This is a genomic window from Paenibacillus sp. E194, from assembly GCF_000935845.1.
In the GTDB taxonomy this organism is placed as follows: domain Bacteria; phylum Bacillota; class Bacilli; order Paenibacillales; family Paenibacillaceae; genus Paenibacillus_B; species Paenibacillus_B alvei_B.
In genome coordinates this window covers 1-9,432 of sequence record NZ_JMDX01000218.1, presented here as the reverse complement: position 1 = coordinate 9,432, position 9,432 = coordinate 1, and the positions used below count along the sequence as shown (strand labels likewise).

Here is a 9,432-nt window from a genome sequence, read left to right as displayed (position 1 = left end):
CTTCGTATGTGGGCGGGTTGGCCATACTGTGCATTACTGCGGTTATCCGCCCTGCTTCACGGTCAGGCTCATGCCCTCAATGCGCTTCGCATCAGGGGTAATGAACAGCGTTTTCTGCCGTTCGTAGATGACGAACCCCGGTTTGGAACCGTTCGGCTTCCGCACATGGCGGATAAGTGTATAGTCGACAGGCACCTGACTGGAATGCTTGGCCTGACTGAAATAAGCGGCAAGCTGGGCTGCTTCCTCTAATGTCGCATCTCCAAACTGTTCGCTGCGTATGACAACATGTGATCCAGGGATATCCTTGGTGTGCAGCCAAGTATCGTTCGGCTTGCCGAGGCGATTGGTTACATATTCATTTTGCAAATTATTTTTGCCTACGTAGATTGGGATGTCTTCCGATGAAGTGTAGCAATAGATGGTTGGACGTCCATCCTTTTTCTTCCGCTTGTCCTTGCGGCCCCGGTCACGCAAGTAGCCTTGGCCAACAAGCTCCTCTCTAATTTCCTGCGCATCTTGAACCGTTGCATCCTCCAACTGCTGCATAAGCGTTTCAAAATAGCGATTTTCCTCTTTGGCAGCAGACATTTGTTCTTGGACGACGGCGATGCTGTTTTTAGCTTTATTGTATTTTTTGAAATAACGCTGTGCATTGTCTGAAGGAGTGAGCAGCGGATCAAGCGGTATCGTCATGGACGCACCGTTCTCATCGTAATAATTGATGAGTGTGATATCTTTATCACCCTTCGTAATCATATGCAGAGAAGCAAATAACAGCTCTCCCATAATGCGTAATCGATCCGCATCCTGTGCTTCATTGAGCGTTTCTTCTAATTTGTCGAGTTTCTTCGCATTCTTCGCATGCTCCTGTTGCAGGAAGCGGAACAAATCGCCAACACGCTGCTTAATCATGTCGCGCTCGGCCTTGTCCCCATAGAAGTGCTCCATACAGTCACTCATTGTATCGAAGTATCGAGTTTCCCCGTGAATATGGGTAATTTCCAGCGCTGAAAAATACGTTTTACCGCGTTCATCTGCAAGCAGGGTAGGCTTGTACCGCTGATTAGCGACATCGTCCATTGCTTGGAGAAAGGCTTCGCTCAGGTGCTGGGCTATTGTTTCCGGTGTACGCGTCTCCTCGGCGGATTCCGTGGCGGTTGGTGCAGCATACAATCCTGTACGCCATACGATCTCATCGGCCAGTCGTGGGCTTACACCCGAGAAGTGCTGGACAAGCCATTTGGACAAAAATTTGGAGTCGATGCGTTGCTCCGGTTGTTCCGACGACTCTTCTGCCTGCTCCACAAACATGGATATGAAGGTAGCAGGTTCCACGCTCAGCGGATCCAGTTTGTGCTGTTCAGGCGGTGCCGTATATGTGAATCCAGGCATGACGATGCGGAAGCTGCTGATGGCAGGAGTGACATGATGAATGCCGTCAATAATGGTGAATGACGACGGTTCAACAATAATAATGTTACTGTGTCTGCCTGTCAGCTCAATGATGATCTTCTTCAGTGATTCATCTCCAAGCTCATCCCGCGAACGAACGGTAATATGTACAATACGTTCCCGGCCAATCTGCTCGATCTTCTCAATAACGCCGCCCTCGCAATGTTTGCGCATGAGCATGCAGAACATCGGCGGTTCCGGCGGGTTCATGTACGAATGCTCTGTAAAGTGAATGCGCGGATAAGTTGGGTTGGCGGAGAGCAGCAGTTTGCGATTTTTGCCGCCAGTTCGGATATGCAGAATCAAGTCGTGTTCAGTAGGTTGATATAATTTAAGAATGCGAGCGCCAATCGTCTGTTGCAGTTCATCGACGAGGGCACGGGTTACAATTCCATCTAATGACATTGTGAACTAACTCCTGTCTATCGAAATTCAATTCCTCGGCAAGCCTGCCGCAGCAAGCGGTATATCTGAGCATACGCTCTACATATACCGTGCTTTGTTCTAGTAGCGGGAACTGATCAGCCTTCATTTGTGAACAAAAGCGCATATGACGGACTCCAATATGCTGTATCTCCTATCATGCCATATTTTTAATGAAAACTTAAGTGTCTCTTGGATCGTTGGGATATTTTTGGACTCGTCCGAATACCTTTAGCGTAGAGGTTGTCTGCTTGGACACTGTTGCAAGGCTTTCATACGGAACAATAACGGGAATGGAAAGGGGTACGAACCATGGATCAAATGAAGTGGCACCAGGCATCTTCGGAGCAACTGCTTCAAGCGCTGGGAGTCCACAGGGAAGAAGGGCTCACTGAAGAAGAAGCGGCGTCTCGCCAAACGCGTTTTGGGCACAATGAGCTGTCAGAAGGAGAGCGCATCTCGCCGATCACCTTGTTTTTGAACCAATTTAAAGATTTCATGGTACTGGTGCTTGCCGGTGCTACGCTCGTATCCGGGATACTCGGAGAGTATCTTGATGCCATAACGATTATTGCAATCATTACGCTGAATGCTGTACTCGGTTTCATTCAAGAATTCCGAGCGGAGCGATCGCTTCATGCATTGAAGCAGATGTCTGCGCCTACGGCCAATGTGCTTCGCAATAAGCAAGTGCGCAGTGTGCCTGCGAGTGAGCTTGTACCCGGTGACATCGTGCTTCTGGAGAGCGGAGATCGTGTGCCTGCCGATATTCGCTGGATTGAGGCGAACAGCTGTTATGCTGAGGAATCAGCCTTGACGGGAGAGTCAGTACCTGTCGGCAAGCATGCCAAGCCGATAGACAAGGAAGATATCCCGTTAGGAGACATGAAGAATATCGGATTCATGGGGCACAATGGGTTACCCCGAGGCTCCGGCAAAGGCGTTGTTATTCGAACTGGTATGGACACTGAGATGGGGGAAAAATCGCAGATCTGATCGAAAAACACCGAATCGATGGAAACTCCGCTGCAGCATCGTCTTGAGCAATTAGGCAAAATTCTAATTATCGTTGCCCTTCTAGTGACGGTTGTGGTTGTGGCTGCTGGTATTATGCATGGACAACCCACGATGACGATGTTTTTGGCGGGTGTCAGCTTGGCCGTTGCTGCAATTCCTGAAGGATTGCCAGCGATCGTTACGATTGCGCTAGCCCTGGGTGTTCAGCGCATGATTAAGCGCAAGGCTATCGTTCGCAAGCTGCCGTCTGTGGAGACGTTAGGATGCGCTTCTGTTATATGCTCGGACAAAACAGGAACACTTACGCAGAATAAGATGACGGTAACCCGCATATGGACAGGTGGTCGTTCACTTGAAGTTGGCGGGGAAGGATTTGAGCCGACTGGACAAATTACGGAACTAGGCAAGCAGTTGGATTTGAAGCACGATCAGTCGCTGCGCCGAGTGCTGCAGATCAGCGCATTGTGCAATAATGCCACCCTTATCGAATCTTATCCGACCGAACAACTAGCTGCTCCATCTGAACGTAAAAAAGGGAAGAACGGTAAGCAAACTGCGGGCAAGGAACAGGAAGAGTTGAGGCCGATCTGGGACATTAAGGGTGATCCAACAGAAGGAGCACTGGTTGTACTGGCTGCGAAGTTAGGGATGACGCCGCAGTCATTGTCCGCCGTGTATGAACGCGTTGGAGAAATTTCCTTTGACTCGGATCGCAAGCGGATGTCTGTCATTGTGAAGCATCAGGGTGGTCGTCTCGCTTTGGTGAAGGGTGCGCCTGATGTGCTGCTGGAACGGTGCAGCTATGCACTGTGGGATGGCAAGGTCGTTCCATTCACGGCGACATTGAAGCAGAAGGCATTAGCAGCTAACGAAGCTATGGCGAAGCAGGCGCTCCGTGTACTGGGGCTTGCCTATCGGGAAATGAAGCCAAGCGAAGATGCGGAGAATGAATCTGCGGTGGAGTCCCAGCTCGTGTTCGCAGGATTAGCGGGTATGATTGATCCACCGCGCCGCGAGGCAAGAGAAGCCATTGCTATCTGCAGACGTGCCGGAATTAAGACGGTAATGATTACGGGTGATCATCAATTGACTGCAGAAGCGATCGCCAATCAGCTCGGCATCATCCCGCGCGGCGGATTAACGATGAGCGGAGTGCAGCTTGCTATGATGGATGATGATGCGCTGGATAAGGTCGTGGACAATGCCTATGTATATGCGAGGGTTTCGCCAGAGCATAAGCTAAGAATCGTTAAGGCATTACAGCGCAATGGTCATGTTGTGGCGATGACAGGGGACGGTGTCAATGATGCTCCTGCCATTAAGGCTGCAGATATCGGCATTGCGATGGGGAAAACAGGTACCGATGTAACCAAAGAAGCCTCGTCGCTCATCCTGAGCGATGATAATTTTGCAACGATCGTAGCAGCCATTGAGGAAGGACGCGGCATTTACGAGAACATTCGCAAATTTATACGATACTTACTAGCTTCGAACGTAGGGGAAATATTAGTCATGTTCCTTGCCATGATACTAGGACTTCCCTTGCCGCTTGTGCCGATACAAATTTTATGGGTGAACCTGGTGACTGATGGGCTGCCTGCAATGGCGCTCGGCGTCGATCAGCCTGAGAAGGATTTAATGGAGCATCGGCCGCGGTCTGCAAAGGAAAGTATCTTCTCACGGAGATTGGGTTGGAAAATTATTAGTCGAGGCATCTTGATTGGGGTTTGTACGCTAATCGCATTTTGGCTTACATGGAGCACGGATCCAGACAGTGCCGCACAGCTTACGAAGGCTCAATCCGTCGCATTTGCGACACTTGTACTAGCCCAGCTTATTCATGTGTTTGATTGCCGAAGCTCTCGTTCGATTTTCCATCGGAATTTCTTGCAGAACCGATACTTGGTGCTGGCAGTTGCCTCCTCGGTTGTGCTTCTGCTTGGTGTGCTTTATATCGAGCCGTTGCAGCCAATATTCAAGACGGTTCCGCTCAACTTTAGAGATTGGGCGATTACATTTGTCATGGCTGGCATTCCAACCTTCTTGATGGGGATCGGATCAGTCTTGTCCGGCAAGAAGTCGGGACGGCCAAGTGGGGCGAATCCAGCCTTTACCTCCAATCGAAGAGCGGCTTGAAGTTGGTAAATGTTGAAGAACTTATTTATGTAAAAAAGTGCAAATATTGCTCCACTAGGTTTATAGATTAATAAGCCTTGATTCGGTAAACTTTGAGTTGTTATGAATGACTCGAATGTGGTCAATAATGCAAATTAAGTTTGCCGTATGAAAGGTTGATTACGATGAAATTTACTAAGATGCATGGACTCGGCAATGACTTCGTTATTGTTCATGGAGAGCAGGAGCTTCCAGCTAACGTATCTGAGTTGGCGGTTGCAGTCTGTAATCGCCATTTCGGTATTGGTGCTGACGGTCTTGTATATATATTGCCTTCTGAATCTGCTGATGTGAGAATGCGAATTATTAATTCGGATGGGTCAGAAGCCGAACAGTGCGGTAATGCGATTCGATGTGTCTCGACCTTTGTCGTGGAGCATGGATATGTGAAGCGAGATGAGCTTGCGATCGAGACTCGGGCTGGTGTGCAGCATGTTCAGATCATTCGTGAGGACGGATGCGTTCATGCTGTGCGTGTAGATATGGGAGAGCCAGTGCTTGAAGGGCTGCAGGTACCGACGGTATTTGATAAGCCTGCTGTCATTGACCAGCCAATTGAAGCAGGCGGCCACGCTTTTACGTTTACGGCAGTATCTATGGGTAATCCACACTGTGTCATCTATGTGGATGATGCAGCAACGTTCGATATCCATGGATGGGGGCCGCTGTTGGAGAGTCACTCTTATTTTCCGAGGAACATCAATGTAGAGTTTGTCTCTGTTCATACACGCGATCATGTCACGATGCGAGTATGGGAGCGGGGAGCAGGGGCTACCCTTGCATGTGGAACAGGCGCTTGCGCGACGCTCGTATCGAGTGTGCTTAATGGGTTGACGGACAGAGCGGCAACCGTATCGCTTGCAGGAGGAGACTTATTTATTGAATGGAATGCTGCGGATAATCATGTCTACATGACAGGGCCTGCAACATATGTTTTTGATGGTGTATGGGAGTAAGGAACTTAATAAACTGGATGAGTTAAGAACATGAGGGGTCAGCTGTAGTCGATGCAGCTGGCCTCTTTTTGATGCTGTGATGTACGTATAACACAGTATTTTGGTGGAAATTCTATGAATTTTTCAAAAAAAGATGAACAAAATGGGCGATTTTACTTGATGAACCGCGGTTTCTTGATAGAATGTTTACTAAGCAAGTTACTACTATATACAGAGGATTCACCAACGATGGGAGATTGGGGTGCGAGACAGGATGAAGAACTTTCGGGAAGCACTGCACGAGCAAATCATAATTGGCGATGGTGCAATGGGGACGTATTTGTATCAACTTGGGTATCCTGTTGGTATTTCGTATGAAATACTGAATGTCACCGATCCAGATGTGATCCGCAATATCCATAAGCAGTATGTGGATGCAGGTTCGGGTCTGCTAGAGACGAATACATTCACTGCGAATCGGGAGAAGCTCTACAGACATGGCAAAGAGCATCTCGTTAAGGATATTAATAGAGCGGCTGTCCGCCTTGCCCGTGAAGCAGCAGGAAATCAAGCTTATGTGATAGGTGCGCTTGGTTCTATTCGAGCAGGTAAACGTGAGAATGTTCATACCAACCAAGTCATTCGAGATTATCATGAACAGATGTCGGCCATGCTGGAAGAAGGCGTTGACGGCATTATGTTTGAGACCTTCTACGATCTGGAAGAAATGCGTCTTGCCTTGCAAGTGGTGCGTGAACTGGATCAAGATGTTCCTGTAATCTGTCAATTCGCCGTGGAGGAATCTCGGAGAACGAAGGATGGCAAGAGCTTGCTGGAAGCATTCCGCGTCTTGCGTGACGATGGAGCGGATGTAGTAGGCTTGAACTGCCATATGGGTCCGAATGGCGTGCTGCGTGCGCTAGAGGGTGTTCAAGGGCGTATCGACCTGCCGTTGTCTGCATTCCCAAATGCAGGTCTGCCTGATTATGTCGATGGACGCTACAACTTCGCTGCATCCGCAGAATATATGGCGCAAAGCGCGGTTAAATTCGTGCAAATGGGTGCTCGGATTGTCGGCGGCTGCTGCGGAACGACACCTGAACATGTTGCGGCGATCGTAGAAGCACTTCGGGATGTGGAAGTTCCTAAGCTCCCTGTGCAGCCTGTGGAAAGCATCATTATTGAAGAGGAATCAGAATCTATGCTTTGGCATGATGGTGCTGCCTGTTACGACGGCTGTGATCATGGACACGATGCTGAGGAATCAATAGTCGATATGGTGCGATCCCGTCATACAGTCATCGTGGAGCTGGATCCGCCTCGTGATCTGGATGTATCGAAGTTCATGAAGGGTGCGCAGGTATTGAAGGAGGCGGGGGTTGACGCCCTGACGTTGGCAGATAATTCACTTGCCGTTACCAGAATGAGCAACTTGGCTCTTGGTTACATGGCACTTGATAAAGTCGGCATTCGCCCGCTTGTCCATATCGCATGTCGAGATCGCAATCTGATAGGAACTCAGTCCCACATGATGGGCCTTCATGCACTTGGCATTGACCATGTGCTCGCTGTAACGGGAGATCCGGCCCGATTCGGTGATCTTCCTGACTCGAGCTCGGTATACGACATGACCTCTTTCGAGATCATTCGGATGATTAAGCAGTTGAATAGCGGTCTTGCATTCTCAGGCAAGCCGCTCAAGCAGAAGGCGAAGTTCGTCGTTGGCGGCGCATTTAATCCGAATGTGAAGCATCTGGATAAAGCGATCGCGCGTTTGGAACGGAAAATCGAAGCCGGCGCAGATTACATTATGACGCAGCCCGTCTATGATAAAGAGTTAATTGTACGGATATCAGAAGCTACGAAACATCTTAATGTACCAGTCTTTATCGGCATTATGCCGCTTGCGAGCGGACGCAATGCTGAATATCTCCACAATGAGGTTCCCGGTATCCAACTGTCCGATGAAGTACGTAGTAGAATGAGTGGATTAGAAGGGGAAGCTGGGCGCAAGGAAGGGGTCGTCATCGCGAAGGAACTGCTGGATGTCGCGCTTACCCATTTTAAGGGCATCTACTTCATGACGCCGTTCATGTTCTATGAAATGACAGCCGAATTGACCCAGTATGTATGGGAAAAAGCGGAACGCCAGGCAGACCCCTTGTATCGTCTGACATAATCAATTAAAATAGGGTAATGGATGTGGTGCCCGTGGTCTATAGTATGACTGGTTACGGTCAGTCTACCCGCGAGATTGGCGGGTACAAGATAACGATTGAAGCGAAGTCTGTTAACCATCGTTACTGCGAAGCTGTGCTTCGCTTGCCGAGAGAATGGACATGCTATGAGGATCGTCTTCGGCGCATCGTTCAGCAGAAGGTTAGTCGCGGCCGAATCGATGTGTTTATGAATAAGGAGCGGAACGGCGAGGTTAAGTCGGTTGTGGAATTGAATCGGCAAACGCTCGAAGCGTATCTTCAAGCTTCTGCGAAAGTTCAAAGTGAGTATGGTGTAGCGGGAGATTTGTCGGTTACCGACTTGCTCTCGCTTCCTGATTTGTTCACGGTTAGAGAGCTAACCTCTTGGTCGGAGGAGGAGCTTGCTGCTTCTCTGGAATCGGGATTGCTGGAAGCAATGGATGGATTGTGCAGGATGCGCGCCATGGAAGGCAGCCACCTCAACCGAGATTTGGCGGAACGACTGAGCCGGTTGGAATTGCTCCATTCGGAACTCACAGAATGGGCTCCGGTCGTTGTGACCGATTATCGAGCGAAACTGAAACAACGTATCGAACAACTGTTGGATGCCAGTTTTCCAATGGACGAGCATAAGCTTGCACTGGAAGTGGCACTGTTTGCGGAACGCTCCAACATTGATGAAGAACTGACGCGGCTGAAGAGCCATTTCGAACAGTTCAGACGACTGCTCGAAAGTAATGAAGCGATAGGACGCAAGCTTGATTTTCTTGTACAAGAAATGAACCGCGAAACGAACACCATCGGCTCCAAGGCGAATCATTTGGAAATAACGAACCGCGTCGTTGAAATGAAAGCGGAGCTGGAGAAAATTCGCGAACAAGCAGCGAATATTGAATAAATTGTGGAGCGCTCGAAAGTAGAGGGAGGACCTGTAATGGCGATTAAGCTAATCAATATCGGATTTGGTAATATCGTATCTGCCAACCGGATCATTTCGATTGTGAGCCCGGAATCGGCTCCAATTAAACGAATCATTCAAGAGGCTCGAGACCGTCATATGCTGATTGACGCTACATACGGCCGACGCACGCGTGCCGTAATTATTACGGACAGTGACCATGTCATTTTGTCCGCTGTGCAGCCTGAAACGGTAGCTCACCGTCTATCTACAAAGGATGACGACAACGACGAATAAGATGGAGACGAAGATGAAGAAGGGGTTATTAATT

The 9,432-nt window shown here is 49.1% G+C and carries 6 protein-coding genes and 1 pseudogene; 6 read left to right on the top strand and 1 reads right to left on the bottom strand.

Features of this window, described 5'->3' with window-relative positions; all coding sequences use genetic code 11:
* Nucleotides 1-42 precede the first annotated feature (42 nt).
* Complete coding sequence (locus tag AZ66_RS22785; protein ID WP_044356957.1) at nucleotides 43-1,860, bottom strand: Rqc2 family fibronectin-binding protein; 1,818 nt, start codon at nucleotides 1,858-1,860, stop codon at nucleotides 43-45.
* A 330-nt stretch (nucleotides 1,861-2,190) separates the two neighbouring features.
* Here AZ66_RS22785 and AZ66_RS33890 point away from each other — a divergent pair.
* The 6 genes and pseudogenes from AZ66_RS33890 to remA all read left to right on the top strand — a co-directional run.
* Nucleotides 2,191-3,183 (top strand): annotated as a pseudogene (locus tag AZ66_RS33890) (HAD-IC family P-type ATPase); the annotation flags it as partial.
* A 27-nt stretch (nucleotides 3,184-3,210) separates the two neighbouring features.
* Entirely contained in the window at nucleotides 3,211-5,031 is a 1,821-nt protein-coding gene (locus tag AZ66_RS33885) for a cation-translocating P-type ATPase (RefSeq protein ID WP_442950316.1), read from the top strand.
* A 164-nt stretch (nucleotides 5,032-5,195) separates the two neighbouring features.
* Nucleotides 5,196-6,026 (top strand): diaminopimelate epimerase, encoded by an 831-nt coding sequence (gene dapF / locus AZ66_RS22775; RefSeq protein WP_044356956.1) that lies wholly within the window; start codon nucleotides 5,196-5,198, stop codon nucleotides 6,024-6,026.
* 253 nt (nucleotides 6,027-6,279) lie between these two features.
* Entirely contained in the window at nucleotides 6,280-8,184 is a 1,905-nt protein-coding gene (locus tag AZ66_RS22770; protein WP_044356955.1) for a bifunctional homocysteine S-methyltransferase/methylenetetrahydrofolate reductase, read from the top strand.
* A 32-nt stretch (nucleotides 8,185-8,216) separates the two neighbouring features.
* Entirely contained in the window at nucleotides 8,217-9,101 is an 885-nt protein-coding gene (locus tag AZ66_RS22765) for a YicC/YloC family endoribonuclease (protein ID WP_152523878.1), read from the top strand.
* A 36-nt stretch (nucleotides 9,102-9,137) separates the two neighbouring features.
* Complete coding sequence (remA, locus tag AZ66_RS22760; RefSeq protein WP_005548256.1) at nucleotides 9,138-9,398, top strand: extracellular matrix/biofilm regulator RemA; 261 nt, start codon at nucleotides 9,138-9,140, stop codon at nucleotides 9,396-9,398.
* Nucleotides 9,399-9,432 lie beyond the last annotated feature (34 nt).

Excerpts from the sequence above, each read along its gene's own strand:
- AZ66_RS22785 (WP_044356957.1), bottom strand. The coding sequence starts at position 1,860 with ATGTCATTAGATGGAATTGTAACCCGTGCCCTCGTCGATGAACTGCAA.
- AZ66_RS33885 (WP_442950316.1), top strand. The coding sequence starts at position 3,211 with ATGACGGTAACCCGCATATGGACAGGTGGTCGTTCACTTGAAGTTGGC.
- dapF (WP_044356956.1), top strand. The coding sequence starts at position 5,196 with ATGAAATTTACTAAGATGCATGGACTCGGCAATGACTTCGTTATTGTT.
- remA (WP_005548256.1), top strand. The coding sequence starts at position 9,138 with ATGGCGATTAAGCTAATCAATATCGGATTTGGTAATATCGTATCTGCC.
- AZ66_RS22770 (WP_044356955.1), top strand. The coding sequence starts at position 6,280 with ATGAAGAACTTTCGGGAAGCACTGCACGAGCAAATCATAATTGGCGAT.